Source organism: Solirubrobacter phytolaccae (assembly GCF_027587195.1).
In the GTDB taxonomy this organism is placed as follows: Bacteria; Actinomycetota; Thermoleophilia; order Solirubrobacterales; family Solirubrobacteraceae; genus Solirubrobacter; species Solirubrobacter phytolaccae.
On sequence record NZ_JAPDDP010000025.1, the window covers coordinates 1 to 24,927 of the forward strand.

General features: G+C 73.5%; 16 protein-coding genes. 7 read left to right on the plus strand and 9 right to left on the minus strand.

Annotated features, from left to right (window positions below; all coding sequences use genetic code 11):
• The 3 genes from OJ997_RS15250 to OJ997_RS15260 all read left to right on the plus strand — a co-directional run.
• Positions 1–491 (plus strand): helix-turn-helix transcriptional regulator (locus OJ997_RS15250; protein WP_270026016.1); only part of this gene is annotated, 491 nt, incomplete at its 5' end.
• Between the two features lie 60 nt (positions 492–551).
• Positions 552–1,853, plus strand: coding sequence for a TolB-like translocation protein (locus OJ997_RS15255; protein ID WP_270026017.1), 1,302 nt, complete (start codon positions 552–554; stop codon positions 1,851–1,853).
• Entirely contained in the window at positions 1,850–2,260 is a 411-nt protein-coding gene (locus OJ997_RS15260; RefSeq protein WP_270026018.1) for a hypothetical protein, read from the plus strand. The genes OJ997_RS15255 and OJ997_RS15260 overlap by 4 nt, the downstream gene beginning before the upstream one ends.
• A 30-nt stretch (positions 2,261–2,290) precedes the next feature.
• On the opposite strand, the gene OJ997_RS38105 is transcribed toward OJ997_RS15260, so the two are convergent.
• From OJ997_RS38105 to OJ997_RS37595, 3 genes are read right to left on the minus strand one after another with little or no spacing between them, the layout of a single operon-like run.
• On the minus strand, positions 2,291–8,956 hold the full coding sequence (locus OJ997_RS38105) for a right-handed parallel beta-helix repeat-containing protein (RefSeq protein ID WP_270026019.1): 6,666 nt from the start codon (positions 8,954–8,956) through the stop codon (positions 2,291–2,293).
• Positions 8,953–10,149, minus strand: coding sequence for a TolB family protein (locus tag OJ997_RS15270; protein ID WP_270026020.1), 1,197 nt, complete (start codon positions 10,147–10,149; stop codon positions 8,953–8,955). Before OJ997_RS15270 ends, OJ997_RS38105 begins: the two co-directional genes overlap by 4 nt.
• A 57-nt stretch (positions 10,150–10,206) precedes the next feature.
• Positions 10,207–12,024, minus strand: coding sequence for a sensor histidine kinase (locus OJ997_RS37595; protein ID WP_270026021.1), 1,818 nt, complete (start codon positions 12,022–12,024; stop codon positions 10,207–10,209).
• A gap of 87 nt (positions 12,025–12,111) precedes the next feature.
• On the opposite strand from OJ997_RS37595, the gene OJ997_RS15280 reads away from it, so the two are divergent.
• Positions 12,112–12,606, plus strand: a complete 495-nt coding sequence (locus OJ997_RS15280) for a histidine kinase (RefSeq protein ID WP_270026022.1) — start codon at positions 12,112–12,114, stop codon at positions 12,604–12,606.
• The gene (locus tag OJ997_RS15285; protein ID WP_270026023.1) at positions 12,603–13,277 is read left to right on the plus strand and encodes a response regulator; all 675 of its coding nucleotides are present in this window, start codon (positions 12,603–12,605) and stop codon (positions 13,275–13,277) included. The genes OJ997_RS15280 and OJ997_RS15285 overlap by 4 nt, the downstream gene beginning before the upstream one ends.
• Here OJ997_RS15285 and OJ997_RS15290 read toward each other — a convergent pair.
• The 4 genes from OJ997_RS15290 to OJ997_RS15305 all read right to left on the minus strand — a co-directional run bounded on the left by OJ997_RS15290 (position 13,226) and on the right by OJ997_RS15305 (position 17,456).
• The gene (locus tag OJ997_RS15290) at positions 13,226–15,118 is read right to left on the minus strand and encodes a hypothetical protein (protein WP_270026024.1); all 1,893 of its coding nucleotides are present in this window, start codon (positions 15,116–15,118) and stop codon (positions 13,226–13,228) included. The genes OJ997_RS15285 and OJ997_RS15290 overlap by 52 nt on opposite strands.
• Positions 15,118–15,723 (minus strand): collagen-like triple helix repeat-containing protein, encoded by a 606-nt coding sequence (locus OJ997_RS15295; RefSeq protein WP_270026025.1) that lies wholly within the window; start codon positions 15,721–15,723, stop codon positions 15,118–15,120. Before OJ997_RS15295 ends, OJ997_RS15290 begins: the two co-directional genes overlap by 1 nt.
• Before the next feature lie 121 nt (positions 15,724–15,844).
• Positions 15,845–16,720, minus strand: coding sequence for a polysaccharide deacetylase family protein (locus tag OJ997_RS15300; RefSeq protein ID WP_270026026.1), 876 nt, complete (start codon positions 16,718–16,720; stop codon positions 15,845–15,847).
• A gap of 10 nt (positions 16,721–16,730) precedes the next feature.
• On the minus strand, positions 16,731–17,456 hold the full coding sequence (locus OJ997_RS15305; protein WP_270026027.1) for an IclR family transcriptional regulator: 726 nt from the start codon (positions 17,454–17,456) through the stop codon (positions 16,731–16,733).
• Positions 17,457–17,495: 39 nt separating this feature from the next.
• On the opposite strand from OJ997_RS15305, the gene OJ997_RS15310 reads away from it, so the two are divergent.
• Together OJ997_RS15310 and OJ997_RS15315 are read left to right on the plus strand one after the other, a co-directional pair.
• The gene (locus OJ997_RS15310) at positions 17,496–17,876 is read left to right on the plus strand and encodes a RidA family protein (protein ID WP_270026028.1); all 381 of its coding nucleotides are present in this window, start codon (positions 17,496–17,498) and stop codon (positions 17,874–17,876) included.
• Positions 17,877–17,981: 105 nt separating this feature from the next.
• On the plus strand, positions 17,982–21,494 hold the full coding sequence (locus tag OJ997_RS15315; protein WP_270026029.1) for an ATP-binding protein: 3,513 nt from the start codon (positions 17,982–17,984) through the stop codon (positions 21,492–21,494).
• Here the strand turns inward: OJ997_RS15315 and OJ997_RS15320 are convergent.
• Positions 21,491–23,899: an FAD-dependent oxidoreductase gene (locus OJ997_RS15320; RefSeq protein ID WP_270026030.1), complete on the minus strand. Its 2,409-nt coding sequence runs from the start codon at positions 23,897–23,899 to the stop codon at positions 21,491–21,493. The genes OJ997_RS15315 and OJ997_RS15320 overlap by 4 nt on opposite strands.
• On the minus strand, positions 23,896–24,852 hold the full coding sequence (locus tag OJ997_RS15325) for an alpha/beta hydrolase (protein ID WP_270026031.1): 957 nt from the start codon (positions 24,850–24,852) through the stop codon (positions 23,896–23,898). The genes OJ997_RS15320 and OJ997_RS15325 overlap by 4 nt, the downstream gene beginning before the upstream one ends.
• Between the last annotated feature and the right edge of the window lie 75 nt (positions 24,853–24,927).

Consider the following 24,927-nt stretch of genomic DNA (forward strand, 5'->3'; position numbering starts at 1 on the left):
TTGGCCTCCGACTTGGCGAGGCCGGGCGGGGCGACGGCGGGCGCGCTGTGGGTGGGCCCGGCCTGGGCGACGAGCGACGCGCCGGCTCGCCTTCGCCGCGCGTGCGCGCCGAGGCCCAGGTCGCGCTCGGTGCCGCGCTGCGCCGCGCTGGCGACAAGACGGCTGCGCGTGAGCAGCTCGCCCGCGCCCGCGACCTCGCCGCGCGCGCCGACCTCACCGCGCTCGCCACGCACGCGGCCGAGGAGCTGCTCAAGGCCGGCGGCCGCCCGCGCCGGGTCGCGGTCGAGGGCGTCGCCGCGCTCACCCCGGCCGAACGCCGCACCGCCGAGCACGCCGCCCGCGGCCTCTCCAACCGCGAGATCGCCGAGACCCTGTTCGTGACCCGCAAGACCGTCGAGTTCACGCTCGGCAACGTCTACGCGAAGCTCGGCATCCGCTCCCGCACCGAGCTCGCGAGCGCGCTCGACTCGGGTGCGGACAACCGCACCTAGGGGCGATTCCGGGGCGGGTCCCCATTCCGAGGGGGTGCGGCGATCGGGAGTCTGGATCGCATGCTCCGACTCCTCACCGCCGCAGCCCTCGCCGGGGCGCTCGTCGTACCGGCAAGCGCGGCCGCCGACTCGATCGTGTACATCGACCAGGGCAACGTCTGGTCCGCCAAGGGCGACGGCTCGCACAAGGTGCAGCTGACCGAGGGCGGTGGCTGGCACTCGCCGACGCAGGCCGACGACGGGACGGTCGCGGCCGTCCAGGGCGGTGGGCCGATCAGCGTCATGGCTCGCGACGGCCGGCCGCTCCGGACGATCACGACGACCTACCAGAAGTCGAGCAACGCGGGGCAGTTCACGCCGCGGCCGATCGAGCTGTCCTTCTCGCCCGACGGCTCCAAGCTCGCGTACGTCTACACGGGCTACTTCTGCAACGTGGTCGCGACCTGCGGCGTGGTCACCTCGACGTTCTACACGCGCGCCGACGTCACGACCGCCACGCCCGTGGACGTGTACGGCAACCAGTTCGACGTCGCGCATCCCGAGTGGATCACGAACGAGCGCACGCTCGTGTTCGGCGGTCACGGCTCGCAGGTGTCGATCGACGACCTCGGTCCCGGCGACTACTCGCACCAGGCGTGGATGACGCCGAACGCCGACCAGGGCGACGGTGAGCTCTCGCGCGACAACAAGAAGCTCGCGACCACGTTCTTCTACGGCAAGGACACGCTGATCGCCTTCTTCGCGGTGAGCGGCGATCCGAAGACCCAGACGCCGCCCGCGCAGCCGCAGCTCGCGTGCCAGACGAGCGCGGGTGACGAGCAGCACGCCGACCCGTCGTGGTCGCCCGACAGCCGCAGCGTCGCGTTCCAGAGCGCGAAGGGCATCGAGATCGTCAGCTTCAGCTCCGTCGTCGCCGGCACGTGCGACGTCGCCGGCGAGCGCATCCTGACCGCGACCGGCAGCGAGCCCGACTGGGGCCAGGCCGATCCGCCCGCCGCGCGCTACGCGCCGCTCACCGGCACCACGCCGACGCCGACGCCCACGCCCACGCCCCCGGGCAGCACCCCGAATCCCGCCCCGCCCGCGAACCCCGGCAAGCCCACGCTTACGATCTCCACTGCCAAGGCCACCCGCGCTGTGCTGCGCAAGGGCCTGACGATCAAGGTCAGCGTCCCCGCCACCGGCAAGGTCACCGCGAAGCTCGTCGACGGCAAGAAGACCGTCGCCACCGCCAAGGCCACCGCGCGCACACCCGGCGCCCTGACCCTGCGCCTCAGCAAGACCAAGTCGCGCGCCAAGCGCCTCACCCTCGCCGTCACCGCCGGCGGCGTCACCGTCAACCGAAAGCTCACGATCCGATGACCCGCACCTTCCTCGGCGCGACGACCGCCGCCGCCGCGCTCGCCCTCACCGCCGCCCTGCAGCTCACGCACGAGCAGTCGAGCGAGTCGACCACGATCGGCGGCACCCAGCACCTGATCGTCGCGCTGCTCTCCATCACGCTGCTCGCGCTCGTCCCCGTCATCCACCGCCTCGGCAAGCTGGGCGCGCCACGCGTCGCGCTCGTCCCGATCGTCGCGCAAGTCATCCTCGGCGCCCTCGCCACCGTCTCCAACGTCAAGGGCGAGGACCCGAGCTTCTTCGCCGCCGTCGCCGCCCCCGCCAACCTGGCGATCCTCGGCGGGTGGATCGCGCTCGCGGTGATCCTGCGCCGCCGCGAGGCGATCCCCACCTGGCCTTCGCCCTGCCGCTGGCCTACGTCGGGATGATCCCCGCGTCGCAGGCCGGCGGCGGGTTCGTCAGCGCTTTGCTCTGGCTGGCGATCGCGGCGCGCGAAGCGTCACCCGCGTGGTCGTCACGAGCGGTTTCGCACCCGGCGGCCTGAGCGTCACCACGAGCTGCACCTTCAGCTTGCGCTGCTTCTTGAGCTTGGAGCGCATCGCCTTCCCGAGCTTCACCTTGACCGTCTTCGACTTGCCCGGCTGGAGCTTGAACGAGCTCCGGCCGAGCACCGCGGACGTCTTGCCCACCTTGCGGCAGCCCTTCGGGTCGCAGATCTGCACGTCGCCCGTGCACGCGTTGGAGGCGTCGCGCGGGCACGTGATCGTGACCGGCACGTAGCCGCGCGGGTCCGGCTCGCAATTGCTCCGGCAGGTGGTCCGCGGGCGGTCGTTGCCCCGGTTGGGACGCGACGGACCGGGTGTGGGAGCGGGCGGCGGCGGCGCGACGTACGTCATGACGAACGTCTCGGTCGCCGGCGCCGACACGTTGCCGCCCTCGTCGGTGCCCGTGTAGGTGAGCGTGATCTCCGCCGACGCGGGCTCGGCGTAGCTGAACGTCGTCCCGGTCAGCGTCCCCCGGTCCGGCGGGGTGACGATCTGCGTCGTCACGGGCCCGCCCTCGGGGTCGGCGCACTCGAGCCGCGCCTCCGTCTGGAAGGGCACGCGGTAGTCCGAGCGGCGGGACCTGCACACGGGCGCGAGGTCGTCGACCTTGACGGTCAGCACCGCCTCGTCGGACCGGTCGTGGCCGTCGCTCGCGCGGAAGCGGATCGCGTCCTCGCCACGCACCGCACCCGCCGCGTATCGGCCTGCGCCGTCGGCATCGACCGTCAGCTGCCCGAGCTTCGGCGGGCCGGTCACCTCGACCGTGACGCCGTCACCGTCCGGGTCGCTGCAGCGCAGCGCCACGTCCACCCCACCGCCCGGCTTCGCGTACGCCGTGCCGCCGGCGCAGACCGGCCTGCGGTTCTCCGGCCCGCGCTCGGAGAAGCGGACGAACCGCGCGAGCACGCCGTCGCGCGCCGTCCAGACCTCGCCGGCCCGGAACGCGAACCCACCGCCCGCGTTCCCGTCGCCGCAGCGGCTCGTCTCGGTCTCGGCGATCACGCACTCACCCCCGGTGAGCGCGCCGCCCACGCCGCGGTGCAGCGCCAGCACGCCACCGCCGCGTGCGCCCGCGTAGAGGTCCTTGCCGTCCGGTGAGAGCTGCAGGCCGCGGAGCCCACCGAGGGCCTCCACCCGCACCGGGCACGCCGTCTCGGCGAGCCCCGCGTCCTGCACGCACCCCTCCCTGACCCCCAACTCGTGTGACAGCACCGCGACGCGATCCTCGCCGCTGACGTAGACCGCCTCGGGCGTCACCTCCACGTCGCCGGCGCCGCCGAAGTCCGTCGCGCACGCCGCGCACGCCGTCGGCCACAGCCGGCCGTCGTCGTCACGCTGCAGCGCCATCAGCCCGGCGTCGGTGCGCACGAGCCACTTCCACCCCGGCCCCGAGCCGAACGCCGCCTCGGCGTCGTTGCCCCAGCTCGCGTTCAGCGGTAGGCACGGCGCCTCGGCGAACTCGCCCTCGTCGTAGCAGCGGTCGTCGGACAGCGTGCCGTCCCCGGCGCGCGCGAAGGTCACGATCCGCCCCGTCGCCCCGTCCTCGGCGTCGGGAACGGCGAGCAGCTGCGACCCGTCCGCGCGCAGCTCGGTCCGGCCTTCGGTGACCCGGTCCAGGTTGTCGATGGCGTCCAGCCCCGGGCAGCTCGAGATGCCGTTGTAACACGCGACCTGCGTGAGCTTGCCGGTCTGCGGATCGCGCTCGTGGACCTGCAGCCCGGTGGCGCGCCCCGTCCCCGCGTGGCGCGTGAGCAGGTAGAGGAAGCGCCCGTCGGGGCTGAACGTCGACGCCACGATCCACACCCGCGAGCGCATGCGCCCCTCGCAGCCCGCGATGCGCTCGAGCAGCGCGATGCACTGGCGCACGGCCGGCGTCTCGCCGTGCTCGAGCACCACGAGCCGGTCCTCCCCGATCACGTACAGGAACCGGTCGTCGGGCGAGAGCACCGTGGTCGGCTCCCCCAGCCCGGGCGCGGTGTTCTGGCACGCGCTGAGCGGCCCGCGGTCCTCCGAGACGCAGCCGAGGTAGTCGAGCTGCCCGGGCTGCGCGGGAGCGTCGTCATCGGCGATCACGACCTCCGCCGCGGTCCGGGCCAGCGTCCCACCCTCGGCCGTCAGCGCCAGCGTGAAGCGCTCGGTCTCCTCGACCAGGCGGTCGCCGCGCACGGACACGTCGATTGCCGCCGACTGCTGGCCCGGCTCGATGCGCACGGCGCCCTCGGCCGCCGTGAAGTCGTCCGCGGTCGCGGTCCCCGGCACCGTCGCGTAGCGCACGGTCACCGGCCGTCGCCACGTGCGCGGCAGGGTGAGCTTGACCCGCGCCTTGACGGCTGCGCGGTTACCCTCCTGCACCCGCGCGTCGGCCACGCCGACGACGATCTCGGTCGGCAGCGGATCGAAGTCCAGCACGACGCGGTCGTCCTCGAAGTCACCGTCGTTGCCGGGAGTCGAGTCGGGATCGGCCTGGTCGGCGTGCTCGATCTCCGCCTTCAGGGCGCGCGCCCCCTCGGTCCCGGGAACGGCCTTCAGCGCCAGGGTGGCGGAGGAGCGCTTCGCGAGCGACTCGACCGACCACACGCCGTCGGCGTACGTGCCGGCGGAGGCCTCCGCGGACGCGAGCGTCCAGCCCTCCGGCACCGGGACCCGCACCCGCAGCCCGGTGGCCGGGAGCGGGAAGTCGTTGTGCAGCGTCGCCGTCAGCGTCACCGGCCGCCCGATCGCCGGGTCCGGGTCGTCGGCCTCGACCTTCAGCGACAGGTCACGCTCGGTGATCAGCTCCAGGCACGCGTCGCCGATCCCGTCCGCGTCGGCGTCCTCCTGCCCCGGGTTCGCCCGCTGCGTGCAGTTGTCCTTGGTGTTGACGGTCCCGTCGTGGTCGCTGTCGGTGACGGCCATCAGCCGCGCGAGGTCGCTGTCGAGCCCGTCCGCACGGCGCGCGGCCGCGTCGTAGCTCGTCTGCACGGAGCGCATGTCCAGCTGCAGGTTCGACCAGTCGTCGTAGCCCTCGAGCTCGTCGAGCCGGCTCTCGGGCTTCTGGCACTCCTGCATGCTCGTGTCGGGCGTGCCGTCGGGGTCGTTGATCGAGGCGCTCACGCCCACGTCGTCCGTGTCGCCGTCGTGGTTCCAGTCGATCGGGCGGATCACGGACTCCAGCTCGGGCCGGCAGACGTCGAAGTCCGTGTCGTAGACCATGCGGACGGTCTCCAGCCACGCCGGGTCGCCCCCGGCCCGCAGGCCGTCGGGTTCGCTGAGCGAGCGCTCGTCCAGGGTCGGCAACGCCCGCCGCGAGTAGTCGAGCGGCCGCTGCCAGGAGAAGTTCGGGAACGTCAGCGACGGGTTCATCACGCTCAGGTAGTTGGGCGCGAACTCGCGGCCCGCGTGCTCGAGGCCGAGCGTGTGCCCGAGCTCGTGCATGAGCACGGAAGCGTGCACGCGCGCGCGGCAGAGGTCCGGGCGCACGCAGTGGCTGACGCCGCCGGCCATGTCCTGCACGTGCGGATCGCCCCACTTGGCGACGCCGATCGCCAGCGCGTCGCCGCCGGCGGCCTGCCCGGCGTCGTAGCCGGCGAGCTCGTCCGTGAAGACGGCGTAGCGATAGGCGAGGCCGCGCGCGCCGAGGCGGGCGAAGCAGTAGCGCGCGTCGCGTTCCCACTGGGTGCCGAAGCTCCCGTCGCACTCGTCGACGAGGTTGCCGTAGCGCAGGTCGCGCAGGTCGTCGCGCTTCTCCGGGCCGCGCTCGGCGACCCGCAACGGCTCGTCGAGCCGGTCGAGCTCCTCGTCGAGCTCCAGGTGCAGGCGGATCGGGTGCGGCGCCTCCTCGAAGGCCTCTTCGACCATGTCCAGCGCGAGCCGGGACGGCGCGGCGTCGGCGCCGAGCCCCCAGAAGGCACCCTCCGTGTAGTCGATCTCGACATGGACGTCACGCTCGTGCTCGTCCGCGTCGTAGAGCTCCATGTCCACGGTGCCGTCGGCGTCGTAGTCGATGCCGTCGGTCTCCCAGTCGTCGCAGAGCGCGTCGCCGTCCTGGTCGGAGGTGCCGTCGTGCGCCGAGCACACCAGCGAGGCCTCCGAGGTGCGGCCGTAGCGGTCGATGACGAGCGCCATGTAGCTCGCGTGCGGTGCCTGGGTGCGCAGCACGAAATTGCCGCGCTCGTCCGGGAAGGCCGTGCCGATGAAGGTCCCCGAGCGGGCGCGCTCGGCCTCCGGCGCCTGTGCGTCGGTGAGGCCGTAGAGGTCGACCCGGGCCTCGTGGTCGAACCCGGCGGTCAGCTCGCCCGTGATCGCGACCTCGTCGGTCTGCGGATCACGCATGCCGCGCACGCCCGCGGCGGTGTTGAGGAGGTCGTCGGCATCGAGCGGGTCGAGCGCGTCGGGCCCTTCGCGGCCGAGGTCCACGGCCTGGCCTTCGTTCTCGACGAACTGGTTGCCGCGGACCGTGACGGGTTCCTCGTCGCCGGGAATCTCCACGCCAGGTCCGCCGTTGCGCGCGATCACGTTGCAGCGCTCGACGCACCCGCTCAGCGGATGCTCCTCGGCGCCCCAGCCGATGACGATCTCCTCCGCGAGCGTGCCGACGCTCACCCCGGCGAACGCGTTGCCGTCGATCTCGTTGCGCGTCAGCTGCACGCGCTTGGCACCCAGCAGGTCGACGCCGTCGCTGCCGTTGTCATCGATGTCGTTGTCGTCGATGGTCGTGTCGACGGCGTCATAGACATGCACGCCGTCGCCACGGTTCTGGCCGACGGCGTTGCCGCGGACGACCGTCTCGGCCACCTCTTCCTCGATCTCGATGCCGTGGCTGCGGTTGTCGGTGACGAAGTTGTGCTCGATCGTGATCCTGCTCGGGACGTCGGCGCCCTCGACGCTCTTGGCGACGATCCCGGGACCGTCGTTCTCCTTGACCTGGTTCGCGCGGATGACGAGCTCGCTCGCGTTCTCGACGGCGCCGATTCCCGGCCCGCCGTTGCCCGCGACCACGTTCTCCTCGATCACGTTGCCCGTGCCGCCGCTGAGGATCCCCGCCTCGTCGTTGCCGATCGGCCGGTTGTCGTAGCCCGGGCCGATCTTGTTCCCCTGCACGCGGACGTGCTCGGCGTGCTCGAAGAGCATCACGCCCCGCTGGTTGCCGGAGATGACGTTGCCGTGGCCGGGCGTGCCGACCCGGACGTCCACGGGCGACTCGGGCAGCCCCTCGTCCTCGCCGACCGCGACGCCGACGTCGTTCGGCAGTGCCTTGAAGCCGGGCAGGTCGGTGCCGACGAGGTTGCGCTGGAGCTTGACGTCCTCCACCCCGCCGAACACGCCGATCCCGACCTGGCTGCCCGAGCTGAGGTTGCCCTTCGTCGCCGTCTCGCCGCCGATCGTCGTGCGCACCGGGTGGTCCCCGTCGGTGTCGGCGATGACGACGATCCCGGCCTTGGCCTTGCGCAGCGGGTTGCCCATGTAGTCGACGGTGGCGCCACCGGTCGGGTCGGTGCCGACGAGGTTGCCCTCCACGCGCGTGTCGGTCGACGCCGCGCGCACGGCGATGCCCGCTTCGGCGCTGCCGGCGACGATGTTCCCCCACGCCTCGTCGCCGCCGCCGACCAGCGTGTCGTGGGCGCTCAGGACGTCGATGCCCGTCCGGTTGCCGGCGCTCTTGCCCATCGCGTCCGTGCCGAGGCCGGTCGCGGTCAGCCCGATCCAGTTGTTGAAGACCGACGTCTTGGTGGCCTCGATGACGCGCACGGCCTGGTCGCTACCGACGATCAAGTTGCCGGCGACGAGCGTGTTGTCGGCCGCGCCGAGCGACGCGTTCGCTGTGACCAGGATGCCGTTGGCCTCGTTGCCGATCACGGCCAGGCCGGACGGGTCGCTGCCGACGTAGTTGCCGTGCACGAGGTTCGCGATCGAGCGCGAGCCCGTGACCAGCATGCCGTTCCAGCTGCCGCTGATCGTGTTGCGGGTCCTGGCCGTCGCGCCGCCGATCGTCGCCTGGATCGTGCTCTGCACGTAGAGGCCGACGATCGCCATGGCGCCGGTGTCCACTCCGAGCGAGTCGAGCCCGAGGCGGTTGCCCTGCACGAGCGTCGAGTCGGCGCCGGTGAGGCCGAGCTGGACGCTCGGGAAGCCGTGGATCGCGAGCCCGCGGATCTCCGAGTTGGGCGCGCGGACGTCGAGCCCGTACGGCCGGACGACCCGGATCGACCCGCCGTGGCTGCCCGGGTCGGGGATCGGCACGTCCGCGCCGTCGATCTCCACGACCGGCATGCCCTCCTCGGGATGGGCCGCGGATGCCGACCAGCCGTCGATCAGCACCGCGTCGGTCACGGCGGGCAGCGCCGTGCGCGGCTTGATCCGGGCGAGGATCAGGTCCAGGTCGAACTCGATCGTGTCCTTGCCCGGCTGCACGTTCGCGGTCTGGATCGCGGCGCGCAGCGTGCAGTCGCCCTCGCCGGGCTCGGTCTCGCACACCCCGGTGCCGTTGGTGTGGTCGGCGTCGTCGAGGGTCCCGCCCTGGTTGACGACGATCGTGTCGGCCGCTGCTGCCGGCGCGGTCAGCGCGAGCAGGGACAGCGCCAGCAGCAGCGCGCGCTTCACTTGAGCGTCAGGGTCTTGGTGACGGCGCCCGCCTTCAGCGTCAGCTTCACGGACCGCTTGCGCTTGAGGTCCTTCGCCGCCTTCTTCGTGAACTTCAGCGTCACCTTGGTCGTGCCGGTACCGCTGGCGACGACCTTCTTCTTGTAGCTCGCGGTGACCTTCGTCTTGGCGGTCGCGTTGGCGAGCGTGACGGTGATGCCCTGCTTGAGCGCGGTCTTGAGGCTCTGCTTGGCGGTGCTGAGCGTCATCGGCTTCGCGGCCGGCGGCACCGGCACCGGCGGGGCGGGCGGCGCGGGGGGAGCGGGCGGCGGCGGGGTCTGCGGCACGGGAACGGCCGCGGGGCTCCAGTCGGGGTTGTAGGCGCCGGGGATGATCAGCCGGCCGTCCGGCGGCGCGATGCAGCCGCCGCTGAGGTTCGGCATGTCGCCGCGCCAGATGCCGTCGCCCTCGCCCCACACCAGCGCGCGGGCGTCCGGCGAGAACGCGGGGCCGGTGAACTTGCCGCCGCTCGGGTTCTCGTACTGGAAGCAGCCGTCGACCGCGCCCGTGCCGGGCTCCCCGGTGAAGCGGAAGACGGTCAGGATCGTGTCGTTGGTGATGCCGGCGAACAGGTCACCCTTGATGTCCACGTCGGCGAGCGGCGTGCGGCCGGGGTGCGTGAACCACGGCGTGCCCTCGTTGTTGGGCGAGCCGACGGCGCGGACGATCGTGTCCTCGGCCAGCGCGTTCGGCTTCTCCGAGTGCACGAGCCACGTGTTGTCGATCCACGACGGCCACGTCCAGCCCGTGTGCAGCGGGCGGCTCTGGATGCTGCCGTCGGTGTTCGAGTAGGCGACGGCGGGATAGCCGTTGATGTCGCGGAGCTCGTAGGCGACCTTCGTGCCGTCGGGCGAGACGGCCGGCTCCCACGGACCGAACCAGCCGATCCCGAGCGGCGTGTTGATCTCGTTGAGCACGGCACCGGTGGTGCGGTCCAGCCGGTACAGGTCGCGGTCGCTGACGGCGACGAGCGTGCCGTCGTCACCCTGCGAGACGGCCTTGTACGCGCCGCTGGTGGTGATCCGGGTCTGGTTGGAGCCGTCCGGCGACGCGATCCAGACGTCGCCGCCCTTGATGTAGGAGATCGAGTCGGCCTGGGCGGTGGCGGGGAGCGCCAGGGCCGTGAGCACGAGCGCGAGTGGGGAAAGTCGCATGCCGCCGACTATCCGTCGGCGACCGGGGTGCCGTCGTCGGCAATGCGGTGTGGACGGCTACACAGAAAGGGGCAGGACGGCCTGGACGGTCCAGCCTCCGTCCGGGCGCGGCCCGCTCGCGAACGTGCCGCCGCAGTCCTGCACGCGCCGCGCCATCGAGTCCAGCCCGCGCCCGCCGCTCGGGAGGTCGTGGGCGTGGCCGCCGTCGTCGCTCACCGCCAGCTCCAGCCGGTCCGCGCGCGCCTTCAGGCTCACGCGCACCGCCGCGCCGCCCGCATGCTTGGCGGCGTTCGTCAGCGCCTCCGCCGCGACGCAGACGACGGTGTGGCGGAGCTGCGGCGCAAGCTCGGTCTCCGGCGGGCGCAGCTCGAGCTCGACGTGCTGGCCGGTGGCGCGCGCGGTGTCGGTCACGCGTTCGAGCTCGGCGGTGAGATCGGTCTCGTGGCCGAGCACGGTGGCGAGCCGCTGCAGCTCGACGACGCCCTGGCGCGCGGCCTCCTCGAGTGGCCCGAACGCGGGCTGGAGCCCCCGTTTGCGCTGGGCCTTGGCCACGCCCGCCTGGATCGCGACCGCCGTCAGCGCGTGCCCGACGAGGTCGTGCAGCTCGTGCGCGAGCCGGACGCGCTCGCGGCGGACGGCGCGCTGCCGGAGGGCGGCGAGCGCGTCCGCGGCGTCGGCCAGGCTCCTCCCCACCTGCCGCTGCTCGGCGGCGACGTCGCGCAGGAGCACGGCGAACAGCCAGTTCGTGAGGTACACGACCGCGGTGGCGATGAACGCGAGCGCCGGCCAGTCCATCGTCGGGTCCAGGCCCTGTGAGACGAGCAGCCCGGTGGTGACGATCACGAGGCTGGCGACGGCACGTGCCGGGCGGGCGGAGGAGCCGGCCACGAGCAGCGTGAGCACGGCCGAGAAGTCGGCGGTGCGCGCGGCGACGGGGATCCCGCTGTCGAGCGAGCAGACGATCGCCGTGATCACCACCAGCACGGACGCGACGATCGGCGCGCGCGGGGCGAGCAGGGGGATCAAGGCGAAGGCGACCGCGTAGACGCTGACCGTGTCGGCGGCGAGCATCTCGATCACCGCCGCCACGAGCACCAGCGCGCACGCGATCCACAGCGGCGAGATCGCGCGCAGCCGGAGCGGCGCGTGCTCGGGCGTGATCGGCGGGGGCGGCTCCGGGTCGCCGAGCGAGCGGATCGTCGCCTGCATCTCGGCGAGCGCGTCCGCGGCCTGCGCACGGATCGTCTCCAGGCGCTCGGGCGCGTGCCGCGAGGCCTCCACCTCGCGCGGGAGCGCCTCGATCACCGGCTCGATGCGCTGCTCGAGCAGGCTCCACATGCGCAGCTGCTCGGCCGTGGCCGCGTCGCCGGGCCCGGTGGCGAGCGCCGTGACCAGCCGGTCGCGGTCGGCCAGGATCTCCGCGAGCCGCTGGTGCCGGTGGTGCAGCATCGCCCCCGCCGCGATCGCGCCCAGGTACAGCGTCGTGTCCTGATAGAGCGCGACCCACGGCTGCATCGGCAACGTGAGGCGCCAGGCCATGTGGGCTGCGAGTAGCGCCACCAGCACCCACACGCGCCGCGTCGGGAGGAGCACCGCGGCGGCGAAGAAGGCGGCGAACGGCGTGAGCAACGAGGTCGCCGTGCCGAGCATGGTCACGAACCGCGTCTCCTTGAGCACGAGCAGCTCGAGCAGGATCAGCCCGACGACGAGGGCCGGCGCGCGCGGCAGCACGAGCAGCGTGCCCAGCACGAGCGCGTACATCGCGAGCCGCGGGCCGACCTCCACCCCGCGCTCGCGCAGGAACAGCTCGACGATCCCGAAGGCCAGCAGCACGGCCGCGATCGCAGGAATCGGGAGCTTGAGCGTGGTCCGCACCGGCCGCGAGTGTTGCACCGAAGTGTTGCCATCACATCCACCTTTCGGTGTGGGTGAACGGCTCCGGCGTGGGTTAGCGTCGAAGGCGTGACGCGCCTTCCCAGCGGCCCGCGGCTCACGCTCGCGGCGGATCTCAACGACCTCATCACCCACCGCGTCGCCGCCGTCCAGGTGCAGGCCGCGGCGGCCGAGCGCCTGCTCGGCGCCACCGCCGGCTGCGGCGCCTCGACCGCGATCCGCGCGGTCCGCGGGCTCACCGCGGAGGCGATGGACGAGCTGCGCCGGCTCGCCCGCCTGCTCGACGACGGCGCGCCCGTGTCGCTGTCGCCGATGCCGAGTGACGTGCCCGGCGTGGAGTCGGCGCTCCCCGGCGGCGTCGCGGTGTGCGCATACCGCTGCGTCGAGCTGCTCGCCGGCCAGGACCTCACGTTCACCGTGCAGGACGCGTGGCTGGAGATCCGCTGGCGCGGCGAGCTCGACGGCCACCGCGAGGGCAGCCTGCGCGCGTTCGTCAAGCCGTGCGCCGGCGCCGTCCGCCGCCGCGGCGACGCCTGGTCGATCCGACTCCCGCTCGAGCCGTGATCCGGGTCCTGATCGCCGACGACCAGGCCCTGCTGCGCGGCGGCCTGCGCGCGATCCTCGACGCCGAGGAGGACATCGAGGTCGTCGCCGAGGCCGGGGACGGCGCGGTCGCCGTCGACGAGGCGCTGCGCGTGCACCCGGACGTGGTGCTGATGGACATCCGGATGCCGCGGCTCGACGGCCTCGAGGCCACCAAGCGGCTGCTCGCGAGCGGCAGCCGCGCCCGCGTGCTCGTGATCACCACCTTCGACCACGACGAGTACGTCTTCCACGCGCTGCGGGCCGGCGCCGCCGGGTTCCTGCTCAAGTCGGCGTCGGGCGAAGCGCTCGCGAACGCGGTCCGCACGGTCGCGGGCGGCGAGTCCCTGCTCGACCCCGCGATCACGACGCGGCTGATCGAGCACTTCCTCGCACGCCCCGACCTGGACGCGGCGCTGACCGCGCGCCTGGACGGCCTCACCCCGCGCGAGCGCGAGATCCTGCAGCTGCTCGCGCGCGGGATGTCGAACGCCGAGATGGGCCGCGAGCTGTTCCTCTCGGAGACCACGGTCAAGTCGCACGTGACCCGCGTGCTCGGCAAGCTCGGGGTGAGCTCCCGCGTGCAGGCGGTCGTCGTGGCCTACGAGACGGGGCTCGTCCGCCCGGGGTCGGCCACCGCCGCGGCCGGCTGAGGCGTCCGCGCCGGGTTGGGCTCGGCCTTGCGCAGGAGGATCGATTGCTGGTCGAGCACGCCGGCCTGCGCGGTCAGCCGCCGCTCCTTGAGGAACCACAGCAACCCGATGATCGACGGGAGCGCGAGCGCCAAGGTAATCCCCAGCTCGTCGCGATCGAACAGCAAGACGGTCAGCGAGAGCGCGGCCAGCACCCCGGCGACGCAGCGCGTCTGGAACCGGCGCCGGCGCGGATCGCCCTGCGCGGACTGCGGCATCGGCTGCCCCTCCAGCCTCGAGCTTCCGCTCACGCGGCGCACGAGGACGTTCCATTCCGGCTCGTTGACGTAGCGCAGGCTGCGGAGCGCCGGATCGTCCCAGGCCAGCCACCCCGGCTGGAGCTCTCCTCCGGCTTTGTCGATCGCGGTGCCGAGGTACTCGTAGGCGCGCCGTCGCAGGGCCCGGGACGCGTCCGAGTCGATCGGGTCCACACCGTCTTGGTGCGGCTCGAGCCGCAGCTGCCGCGCGTGCAGGAGCGCGAACACGCAGCCCGCGTTGTAGTGGGCGTTCCAGCCGGCCGTCAGCCGCATCACCCCGAGATGCCACCAGCGCACCTTCAACTCGGTCTGCCACGTCTCGTCGTCCGGAGTGAGCTGCGGGACCGCGAGCGCCTTGCGCGCGACCGCGATCGTCCGCCGGAGCTGCAACCGCTCCCTGCCGGTCGGCTCGTAGCGATGGCGCAGACGCCGGCCGTGGGCGAGCACGTGAAAACGGGCCGTGAGCAGGAACGCGGCTTCCAGCTCATCCTCGGCGAGCTCGTACAGCGCCGGGCTCGGATCGTCGTCCACCGGGATGCCGACGATCTCGCAGAGCGCGCGCCGGTCAGCCTCGGCCTTGAGCAGCCGGCAGTCGCCGGCGAGCCGGCCGAGGGCGATGCCGGCCCGGTAGCGGGCGGAAACGAGATCGGATCGCGCGACGCCGATGTCGAGGTAGCTCCGGGCGATCTCCGCCTGCTTTCTGGCGAGCTTCACCAGCACGCGGTCTGAGGGCGCCCAGCCCCACCGCTGGGTTTTTTGGCTGCGACCAGCGGCGGCGTGCTCGCTCAGATTCGCGAGCTGGAGCCGGACGAGCAGGTTGGACGGCTCCGCTGCGTGCGCGGCTTCGAACGCATCCCGCGCGTCCCGCGGGTGATGGTCGCGCAGGCAGTAGACGCCTTTCATGTAGGTCAGGAACGCCTCCGTCTCGGTCCACAGGGACCACTGCGGGAACGCGTGCCCGGCGTTGCGCGACATGTCGAGCACGACCTCGGCCGCCACGCGGCAGATCGCCGCCTCGGCGGACGGGAGCCCTTGGACCGTCTCGAGTTGCGCCTGGCCGGTCGTCGCGGGCTGCAGCCAGTACCGCGCGCCGAACGTCTGGTTGCGCTTGGCCGTCGCCGGTGCGGAGAACACCGTGACCGCCAGCTTGTAGTCGACCGGGCGCGGCGGGCTCGGCACCAGGCTCAGCGCCTTCGCCATCCACTGCGCCTGCGGATGCCCGCTGGACTCCACCGCGGCGATCAGGTTGGCCTGCGGCGCCCCGGACGGGACCTGCGGCGGCGGGGTGAGACCACCCTTCGCGAGCCGCTCGCGCAGGAGGCTCGTCAGGACCAGGTCCGGCGCGTCGTGCTCGACCGGCGCCACCTCGACCGCGCCGAGCCGCGTCGTCGACGTGACGCTCGCCCAGATCCAGTAGATCGCCCAGACGATCACGACGACGAAGACGAAGTCGATCGCGCTCAGCGCGGACGCCCACGCCTCGACCGCGTCGACGACGGGCGCCACCGCGTCCTCCACCTCCGACCAGAGGGACGCGACCAGCATCACAGCGTCTCCGGAAGTGGAGTGCGCGTCGGCTCGGGCGCGGTCGTGCCGTCCGCGCCCTTCGGCCCCCGCTCACCCTTCCGGCCTCTGGCGCCTCTCGCGCCCTTCTCACCCCGCTCGCCCTTCTCGCCCTGGATCACCACGGGTGGCGGCGGCTCGGTCTCGTCGGGCTTCTCGCTCAGCAACCCCGCCGCGGGGCAGGACGTGATCGTCTTCAACGGCTCGACGGCCAGGATCGCCGCGTACGCCTTGCTCGCCGCCTCGGTCGCGCCATGCACCTCGAGCTCAGCCGCGCGGCGACACATGCACCGGACCAGATACACCATGCCGTCGTTGGCGCATCGGTTCGTGGGCGAGTCGACGAGCATGCGCTGGTACCCCTTGAGCGCCTGCGCATACAGGTGCTGCTTCGCCGCGGTCTTGGCTGCCGCGCACCTCCGCGCGGCCATCTCGCCGCCGCACGCCGACGGATCCTCATCCCGTATCTCCGTGAACCGCTTCTCGGCCTCGGCGACCGTGCCCTCCTTGACCGGCTCGCACGACACCGCGGCACCGGTGTGCAGGCTCAGCAGCAGCGCCGCGATCACGATGGCGATCAGTGGCACGACGAGATGGCTTGGAGCCAGACGCACACCGCCCACCTTTCGCTCGGTGACAGATCAGCAGTCGAGAGTTCCAGCCTAAACCGGACGCACTCGCAAATGCAAGGCGCGCCCCCGGATGCCGCTAGCCGCGCGGACCGGCCAGCCGGGTGAGCAGCGACTCGGCCGTGTCGGTGGCGTTCACGCGGACGCGCTTGAGCGCGAACGGGTCGTCGCCGCCGCGCGCGACCCCTTCCTCGACGGTGGTCGCCGCGAGGTAGCCGGCGGCCTCCGTCGCCGTGCGCACGCGGGCGTCGTTGCGGCTGGCCGGGTAGGCGAAGAAGTTGACGGGCACGCCGAAGCGCTCGCGGAGCAGCGCGCGCGAGTCCTCGAGCTCACGGGCGAGCGTGGCGTCGTCGAGCGTCGTGAGATCCGGGTGGGTGAGCGTGTGCGAGTCGAGCTCCCAGCCCGCCTTGATCAGCGACCGGATCTGGTGCTCGGTGAGCCCGCCCGGGCCGATCGACTTGGTCGTCAGGTACAGCACGCCCGGCCAGCCGAGCTTGCGCAGCACCGGCTTCGCGTGCGTGTAGTGCGAGAGGTAGCCGTCGTCGAAGCTAATCACGATCGGCTTGCGTGGCAGCGGCCCGCCCCGCTGCCAGCCGTCCCACGCCTGCTGGAGCGTGATCGCCGTGTACCCGGCGGCGTCCAGCGCCCGCATCTCGTCCGCGAAGACGTCCTCGTCGACCCACAGCTCCGCGTTCGCGACGCCCGCGGGCGCCTTGGCGATCACGTGGTACATGAGGATCGGCACCGCCATCGCGCGCGCTTTCGCGCCCGTGATCTCCCCCACGACCGGCACCGCCGCCTTCTTCTTGCCGCGGTGGGCCTTGCGCGGCTTGGCGGTCGGGGTCGGAGCCGCCGACCGTGCTGCGTCCGGCGCGGGCGAGCGCAACGTCAGGACCGCGAACAGGACGGACACGATCGCGAGGGCGCCCACGGCCGTCAACCGGCTCAACCACATTGCGTTGAGCCTATGCACTCATTCGGAGGGATCGCCCGAGCGCGAGCGCCGCGGTGCGGACCGCCGGCGCCATCAGCTCCGGGCTGGAGCGCGAGCGGCGCGCCACGGCCAAGGCGAGCGCGGCCACCGTGGTCCCGTCGCGCACCACGGGCGCGGCGACGCCGAGCACGCCCGCGCGTGACTCCTCGCGGTTGATCGCGATCCCGCGCTCCCGGACGGCCGCCAGGTCGGCCCGCAGCCGCTCCGGATCGGTGATCGTGCCCGGCCCGTGCCGCTCGAGCCCGTTCGCGCACAGCGCCTCCGTCGCCTCGGGGGAGGCGGCGAGCAGGACCTTCCCGGCCGCGGTCACGTGCGCCGGCAGCCGGCCGCCGACCCGCGACGGCACCGGCGGCCCGATCCGCCCGGCGAGCTGCTCGACCCACACGGTGTCCGTGCCGTCGAGCACGGCGAGCGAGACGACCTCGTGGGTCGCCGCGTACAGGTCGCCCATGAACGGCAGCGCGAGCTCCCGCAGCGAGCCGCGCACCGGCACGAGCTGCCCGAGCTCGAACAGCTTCAGCCCCGGCCGCACGCCCTGCGGCGTGCGCTCGAGCGCGCCCCAGGCGGTGAGCCGCGTGACGACGCGGTGCACGCTCGCCAGCGGCAGCCCGGTGCGCCGCGCGAGCTCGCGGATCGTCAGCGGCTCGGGCTCGAGCGCGTCGAGCACGGCCAGCATGTTCTCCTGAGGTGAACGCACGGCCGCACAGGCTCGCATCCGCCCGGCACGCTCCGCGGCATGCCCACGCACGTCGCCTCCCCCTCTCCGTACGCCCCGACGATCGGCTTCAGCGCGGCGGTCCGCGCCGGCGACTGGATCCACGTCGCCGGCACCACCGCGGTCGACGGCGACGGCGCGATCGTCGGCGGCGACGACCCCGCCGCCCAGACGCGCGAGGTCCTGCGCAAGCTCGCGGCCGCCCTCCACGAGGCCGGCACCTCCCTCGACCGCGTCGTCCGCACGCGCATCTACCTCACCGACGCGGCCGATTGGGAGCCGGTCGGCCGCGCCCACGGCGAGGCGTTCGCCACGGTCCGCCCGGCGGCGACGATGGTCGTCGCGGGCCTGCTCGACCCGCGCATGCGCGTGGAGATCGAGGCGGTCGCCTACGCGCCCTGATGTCTCCACGCGCACAACCCGAAATCCGGAGCACCGCTCGTGCGGCGCGACCGGGCGCCACGCGCGCGCACCCTTGACCGATCGGGGTTAGCGTCGCGACTACCCATGACGCGTCCGATGAGCGATCAGGGTGAATCGCGTCAAGCGCCACGGCACCACGCCCCGATCATCGGCCGGCGGCGTGAGCTCGATCTCTTGCTCGACGCGCTCGGCGGCGCCGTCGCCGGACGGGGCGCGCTGATCCTGGTCGCGGGCGAGGCGGGGATCGGCAAGACGCGGCTCGTCGAGACGCTGGCCGAGGCGGCGGGCGAGCTGGGCGTCAGCGTCCTCTGGGGCGAGGCGTGGGACGCGGGTGGCGCGCCCGCCTACTGGCCGTGGACGCAGGCGCTCCGCGACCTGCTCGCCGAGCGTCCCGCCGAGGAGCTCGTGCGCGACCTGGGGTCCGGAGCGCCGTTCGTGGCGCAGATCGCGCCGGACGTGGCGGGCGTGTACCCGGCGGTCGAGCCGGCGCCGACGATCGACAGCGACGCGGCGCGCTTCGCGGCGTTCGACGCGACCGCCTCGTTCCTGTCGGCGGCGGCGGCGCGGCGGCCGATCGTGCTCGTGCTGGAGGACCTACACGCGGCCGACACCGCCAGCGCGCGATTGCTGGAGTTCGTCGCGCCGCGGCTCGGGCGCGCCCGGATCCTCGTGCTCGTCACCTGCCGCCTCGGGCCGACCGCGACCGAGAGCGAGGTGACCGCGGCGCTGACGAACATCCGCAAGGCGCAGCGCCTCACGCTCGAGGGGCTCAGCCGCGACGACGTGGAGGTGCTGGCGGCGTCGCTGGCGCCCGGGGTGACGTCGGCGCGGCTCGTGGAGCGCCTGCATCGCCTCACCGACGGCAACCCGCTGTTCGTCGACGAGGTGCTGCGCCTGCTCGCCGCGCGGGGCGCGCTCGACGCGCCGAACGCGCTGCGGCTCCCGGTCCCGCGGGCGATGCGCGACACGATCCGGCGGCGCCTGGAGCCGCTCGCCCCCGAGGTCGTGGACACGCTCACGACCGCCGCGGTGATCGGCCCGGAGTTCCGGCTGGAGACGCTCGCGCGCACGCTCGGCGCGGACCGCGAGGCGCTGCTGCGCCGGCTCGACGCGGCGGTCGTCGCGGGGCTCGTGGAGGAGCGGTTGGGCACGATCGGCGCCTACCGCTTCAGCCACGCGCTGGTCCGCGAGACGCTGCACGCCGAGCTCTCGACCCCGGACCGCGTCGCCTGCCACGCGCGGGTCGCCGAAGCGCTGATCGCCATCTACGGCGACCGCGCGGAGGCGCCGCTGAGCGTGCTTGCCTACCACCTGCTGCAGGCCGCGCCCGCCGGGGACGCCCAGCGCGCCGCCGACTACGCCGAGCGGGCCGGCCACCAGGCGCTCGACGCGATGGCCTACGAGGACGCGATCGACCTGTTCGGCCAGGGCCTGACCGTGGTCGAGGACGACCCGCGCGCGCCCGAGCGCCGGGGGCGGCTCCTGCTCGCCAAGGGCCAGGCGCAGATCGGCGCCGGGCTGCTCGCCGACGGGCGCGAGACGCTCCGCGCGGCCGCCGGCGCCGCGCGGGACCGCTACGACCCGGAGCTGCTCGCGCGCGCCGCGCTGGCGTTCGCGCCGTGGGGGCTGGCGACGGCGACCAGCGACGAGGAGGGCCTGATCCCGTTCCTGCGCGAGGCGCTCGACGGCCTGCCACCCGGCGACGGGACGCTGCGCGCGCGGGTGCTCGCGCGGCTCGCCGCGGCGCTGTACTGGACCGAGGAGGCCGAGCAGCGGCGCGCGCTGGCGGAGGAGGCGCTCGCGATCGCGCGCCGGATCGGCGACCCCACGACGCTCGCCTACGTGCTCTCCGACGCGCACCGCGCGACCTGGGATCCCGACTCGCCCACGCGGGCGCTGAGCTGGGTGGACGAGGTGTCCGCGCTCGCCGACCGGATCGGCAACGCCGAGCTCGGGCTGGCCGCCCGCTCGTGGCGGATCTCGCTGCTGCTCGAGCTCGGCGAGCTGGCCGACGTCGACCGCGAGATCCAGACGTTCGCGGAGGCCGCGCAGACGCTGCACCAGCGCCGCGCGCGGGCCCAGTCGCTGCTGCACCGCTGCGCCCGCGCGCTGCTCGCGGGCCGCTACGAGGAGGGCCAGCGCCTGCGCACGGCGGCCGACGCGGAGTGCCAGGACCTGATCGAGCACGACCCGATCCTCGGGATGCGCCTGGGCGCGCTGGAGTTCGTCAAGCGCGAGGCGCAGGGCACGCTCGCGGAGATCGGCGACCTGGTCCGCTGGTTCTCGGAGGCGCAGCCGAGCATGCCGGTGTGGCGCTGCGGCTACCTGTGCGTCCTGCTCCAGGCGGGCGCGGAGGACGAGCTGCGCGTCGAGTACGACCGGCTCGCCGCCCGCGGCTTCGCGACGCTCCCCCGCGACAACCTGTGGCTCCCGGCGCTCGCGCTGCTGACCCAGGCGTGCGCGCACCTCGGCGACGCGCGTGGTGCGGGCGAGCTGCGCGCGATGCTCGCCCCCTACTCCGGCCATAACGTCGTCACCCCCGACGTCGCGTTCCTCGGGCCGGTCGACCGTTACCTGGCGCTGCTCGCCGCGACCGAGGGCGACCACGACGCCGCCGCCCGGTACCTCGTCACGGCGGGTGCGCTCGCGCGGGAGATGGGCGCGCGGCCGACGACCGCGCGCCTGGCGCTCGACGAGGCGCGGATGCTCGCCACGCGCGACGCGCCCGCCGCCAGGCGGCTCGCCGAGACCGCGGCGGCGGAGGCCGACGCGCTCGGCCTGGAGCAGCTGGCCGCGGACGCCCGCGGCCTCGCGGAGCGACTGGCCACGGACGTGCCGGGACCGGAGTCGGCGCACGCCGGAGCCGGCGCCACGCCCACCGGCGGCACACCCGCCAGCGCCGCAATGGCGGCCGGGGCCGCAACGGGCGACGCCACCACCAACGGCGGCACACCCGGCAGGGCCGCCCCCGCCGGCGGCGCGCTCGGCGGCGCCGCACCCGGCGCCCCGTCGTCCCTGCGCTTCCGCCGTGCCGGCGACATGTGGGAGCTCGGCCCGCCCGGCGCGACGTTCTTCGTCAAGGACACGCTCGGCCTCCGGCATCTGGCGCGACTGCTCGCGCACCCCGGCCACGACTTCCATGCGCTCGACCTCGCGCGGTCGGCCGCGCCGGCCGCTACGCAGACGAGCCCGGACGAGGAGCTGACCGTCGGCGCGCGCGGACAGGAGGACCTCGGCTCGGTCCTCGACGACCGCGCCAAGGCCGAGTTCGCCGAGCGCATCCGCGACCTCGAGGAGACGATCGAGCAGGCGGAGGGCTTCCACGACCTCGAGCGCGCCAGCCGCGCTCGCGAAGAGCTGGCCGCGCTCACCGACGCGCTGAGCTCCGCGGTCAGCCGCAGCGGCCGCGACCGCCGCCCGGGCTCGCACGGCGAGCGCGCGCGGATCAGCGTCACCAAGGCGATCCGCACCGCGATCGGCCACGTGGAGGCCAAGGACGCCACGCTCGGCCACCACCTGGGCAGCTGCGTGCACACGGGCATGCACTGCGCCTACCGCCCCGGGCCCGACGCTCCGCGCTGGCAGGTCGAGCCCTAGGGCTTGGACACGATCTCGTCGGCCGCGTACGCCGCCAGCGCCATCACGGTGAGCTGCGGGTTGACGGTGATCGACGTCGGGAACACCGACGCGTCGCACACGTAGAGCCCGGTCGCGCCGTAGACGCGGAAGTGCTCGTCGACGACGCCCTTCGCCGGGTTGCGCGAGATCGGGTTGCCGCCCTGCGGATGCGCGGAGTTCACGAGCAGCTCGCTCTCGTCGCCGATCATGGTCTCCAGCAGCTCGAGCTCGTCCTCGCCGTGCACCTCGACGCCGTGGAAGGTCGCCGGCATCACGCGCTTGGCGTCGAGCCTGAGCCCGATCTCGCACGCGAGCTGCACGCCGTGCTTGATCCGCAGGAAGTCCTCGTCGGTCGGCGAGTAGTCGAGGTTGAGGCCGCCGCGCGTGAACCCGGGCTTGACGCTCCCGTTCGACGCGGTCCCCACGACGACGCCCAGGCACGTCATGTTCGCGTAGCCGCGCATGTTGTCCCAGTGCTGATCGAACCAGCCGGGCATGAACAGCGACTGCGTCACGATCGGGTTGAACCAGGTCTCGAGCGCGAGCCCGGGACGCTTCGGGTTGGGCGGCTCGTAGTAGTGCGAGATCTGCGCGCCGCGCTCGGAGTGCACCGGCTCGCCGAAGTCGAGCGTCACGGGCGACGCCATGTTGAACGCCAGCGCCTTGCCCGCGCGCCCGCCGCCGAGCCCGCTGCGCTGCAGGATCACGCTCGACGCCAGCGCGCCCGCGCTCAGCACGACGGCCTCGCTCGCGCGGATCTCCACCCGCCGGCCGCCGGGCAGCCGCGCCCGGACCGTGCGCGTGAAGCCGCCGCGCGTGAGCACCTTCTCGACGAAGCAGTCGGCGAGCACCTGGACCGAGCCCGGGTACTTGCGCTGCGCCTCGGGCAGGGTCCAGTCGAGCGCGGACAGCTTCTTGCCGAACTGGCAGCCGAGGTTGCAGTAGCCACAGCCGAGGCAGCCGGTGATGTTGCAGTCCGCGACGGTCAGCTCCAGCGGCCGGTCGACCGCGGGCTTGCGGTTGAGGATCGAGACCATGTGCTCGGCCCCGGGGTTGCGCCGCGACGGCGGGCCGAGCGGCCCGATCTTCAGGAACGTGCGCACGTGGTGGAAGGCGGCAGCGAGCCGGACGGGGTCCAGGCCCGCCTCACCCTCGCCGTTCCAGCGGTCACGCACGCTGTCGGGCAGGTCGAAGCAGACGCTGTTGTTGACGACCGTGCTGCCGCCGACGCACATGCCCTGCGCGACCTGGAAGCGGTAGTCCTTGGTCAGCGTCAGCGCGCCGTCGCGGTAGAGCTTGGCGAGCTGGTCGGCCTCGTTCTCGGTGAACGCGCTCGGGTCCACGTGCGAGCCGCGCTCGAGCACGAGCACCCGCTTCCCGCGCGCGGCGAGCTCGTGCGCGAGCATCGCGCCCGCGGCGCCTGAGCCGACGATCACGATCTGGGCCTTGATGACGTCGCCGACGTCCGCCGCGGTCATGCACTCGACGCGGCGCCGGCTGCCGTTGACGTGCGGCACCACGACCGAGGGCGGGGTGCGCCGCGAGAACGGCACGTAGCCCGCCGCCTCTGCCGCGCGCGGGTCGGCGTAGTAGCCCATGAAGGACAGCTGCTGCGCCGTGCGGATCATCGCGCGGCGCAGGTCGCGCACCGCGCGCGGCGTCAGCCAGTCGCGCGTCTGGTCGAGGAAGCGCCGCTGCACCCACGTCTGCCGGCGGTCGGCGGACATCAGGTGGAACGGCGGGTGCAGCGTCAGCAGCGGCCAGTAGGCGAGCGCCTGCAGCGACGCCCACAGCTTCCACTTCTCGGTCGCTCGGAAGCTCGCGAGGTAGCGGTCCACGCGCTCCCCCACCTCGGCCGGCGCGACCGTCGGGTCCTTGCGCAACACCAGCACTTCGGCGAGCGCGGTCAGCGCGCGGTAGCCGCCGGGCCACAGGAACTGGAGCCCGTAGCGCGAGCGCACCGCCAGCCACGAGGCCACGCTGAAGCCGACGGCCATGAAGACCGCCGCGGCGAACCACAGCCAGCGGAACGCGACCGCGTCGGGCGCGAACCACCCGACGTTCATCGTGTGCGAGATCTCGTTGCTGCCCACGCCGGCCAGCAGCAGCCCCGCCATCACGACGTGCACGCCGACGATCAGCGGGACCAGGGACGCGGCGAAGCGGCGCACGTCGCGGGCGACGGCCACGCCCAGCGCCACGAGCAGGAAGTCCTTGGCCACCGAGTTCACGACGTACGGGAACTCGGCGTCGTGCATCAGGCCCGCGTCGACGTAGAGCGCGCCGAAGCCGAACGAGACCGCCGCGAGCAGCCACGCCAGGCCGGCGAGCCATTTCTCCGACCGACTCAGCGAGGGCCGCTCGCCCCGTTGCAGCGCGCTCATGAGCCCACCACCCGCAGCGTCGCCGGCAGCAGGTGGGTGCGCAGGAACTCGGCCTGGTCGCGCGCCGCCGCCGCGAACGTGCGCCCGTAGTAGAGCGCGAAGTGCGTCGACGGGTAGCGCCGCAGCGTGCCGCGCTCGGAGAGCTTGAGCGCCGGCCCGGGCGGGATCACGTTGTCCCCGTCGGCGACGCACACGAGCAGCGGGCAGCGCACCCGCTTGCCGGCCCTCGTCGCGGAGTAGAAGGTCGTGGTGAGCGCGAACCGCGCGCACACCGCGTTGCGCCACGTGCTGTCGAGCGGCGTGATCCGGTCCAGCCCGGAGAGCGCGTCGGGCGTGGTCGTCACCGCGCGCGTGTACGGACGCCCGGCCGACTTGATCAACACCGGCTTCAGCCCCAGCAGCGCGCCCACCTGGTCGCGCAGCCCGGCGCCCAGCAGCCGCGCGCTGCGCGCGATCGGCATGCTGCGCAGCTGCGCCGGCCCGCTGATGAGCGGCGCCTGGGTGACGACCGCGCGGATCTCCGGATCGGCCGCCGCGACCTTGAGCACGTGCCCACCGGAGTTCGACGTGCCCCAGAGCGCGATCCGCTGCGCGTCGACGCTGTCGAGCCCACGCGCGTACGCGACCGCGGCACGCCAGTCCTCGACCTGACGGCGGTTGCTCATCAGCTGCCGCGGCTCGCCGCCGCTGGCGCCGAAGTGCCGGTAGTCGAACACGAACGCGGCCAGGCCTTCGCGCTGGAAGCGCTCGGCGTAGCGATCGAGCGCTTGCTCGCGGACGCCGTCGAAGCCGTGCGCCAGGATCACGCACGGCGCCGGGCCGGGTCCGCGCCCGGGATAGAGCCAGGCGGCGCAGTCGGTCCCACGCACGCGGAAGGTGAGCTCGAGCCGCTGCGGCGCGCGACGCGCCTCGGGGAGCTCGTGAGGCTGAGGTACGGCACGACTGGCGGTCATTGCCCCTGTTCCCGTTACCTGCGAGTGCACATCGTTCCCTGCATGCCTCTTAGAGGGCCTCAGGGGGCCGGGCGA